Here is a 1,279-nt window from a genome sequence, read left to right as displayed (position 1 = left end):
GCCCGCCCACCGGGCCACCGTCGGCCTCGAGCACCTCGGCCCGCACGCCCACCACGCGGTCGCCCTCGCGGAGCAGCTCGACCACCCGGTGCCCCGGCAGGTAGGTGGCCCGCCCCGCCTCGATGCCGCGGCGCAGGTCGTCCACGAAGGGCTGCACCAGCCCCGGCCCGGTGCCCCAGGTGATGTGGAAGCGCGGCACCGAGTTGCCCGGCCCGGTGTTCTCCACACCGGGTCCACGGTTGTCGCCGCGCTCGGCCCAGCCCACCACCGGGAAGAAGCGGATGCCCTTGGTGGCCAGCCACTCCCGCTTCCCGCGGTGCGCCCACTCCACGTACGCGCGCGCCCACTGGCGGCCCAGCGCGTCCTCGGCGCGGTCCCAGCCGGCGGTGCGCTCCCAGTCGGCCCACGCGAGCTCCAAGGAGTCCTTCACGCGCAGCCGGCGCTGCTGCGGGGAGTCCACGAGGAACAGCCCGCCGAAGGACCACCAGGCCTGCCCGCCCAGGTCGGTCTCGGGGGAGGCGTCCACCAGGGTCACGGTGCGCCCGGCCGCCAGCAGCTCCGAGGCGCAGACCAGGCCGGCCAGGCCGTGGCCCACCACCACGGCATCGGCCGGTGGGGTGGCACCGGCACCCGGAGCACGGGACGAGGTGGGGCGGAACGAGGACGACGCGGGACTCATGGGGCCATCATGACGCGGCCGGGGCCCGGCGCAGGCGCGCCTCGGTGGCCGCCACGCCGAGGGCCAGCGGCACCGTGAGCAGCGCCCCGAGGGCCAGCAGGCCGAACCCGCCGGCCAGGCCAGTCGCCACGGCCAGGGCACCCACCACCATCGAGCCCAGGCCCGTGCCGGCGTCGTAGCCCACGTTCCACACGGTGGAGGCCGAGCCCAAGCGCGCCGGACCGGCGCGTTCCACCATGAGCACGAAGGTGTCGTTCTGCAGGGCGCCGAAGCCCCCCCCGAAGCAGGCCGCACCCAGCACGGCCACCAGGTCGGAGGAGAGCTCGGCGGGCAGCCACCCGGGCAGGGCGCGTGGGCCCGTCATCGCCGCGGCCATGAGGGCCACACCGAGCGCCGAGAGGCCCGTCATCGGGGTCAGGAGCGGGCCCACGCCTCGACGGTCGCTGAACGCCCCCGCCCAGGCGCGCCCCACCATCTGCCCGGCGGAGACCACCAGCAGCGCCCAGAACACCGCGCGGGCGTCCTGCAGCCCGATGCCGAGGAAGGTGCCCGCCGCGCCGAAGGCCAGCGAGCTGGCGAAGAGCACCACCGCCGGGGTGG

1 protein-coding gene and 1 pseudogene are annotated in these 1,279 nt (G+C 76.5%); both read right to left on the bottom strand.

Features of this window, described 5'->3' with window-relative positions:
* Positions 1–679 (bottom strand): FAD-binding protein (locus HMPREF3099_RS13400; RefSeq protein ID WP_141762007.1); only part of this gene is annotated, 679 nt, incomplete at its 3' end.
* A gap of 7 nt (positions 680–686) precedes the next feature.
* Positions 687–1,279, bottom strand: a pseudogene (locus tag HMPREF3099_RS12810) (MFS transporter); the annotation flags it as partial.

The organism is Kytococcus sp. HMSC28H12, assembly GCF_001816045.1.
GTDB lineage: Bacteria > Actinomycetota > Actinomycetes > Actinomycetales > Dermatophilaceae > Kytococcus > Kytococcus schroeteri.
The sequence above is the reverse complement of the archived record's forward strand: the minus strand, read 5'-3'. Positions and strand labels throughout refer to the sequence as shown.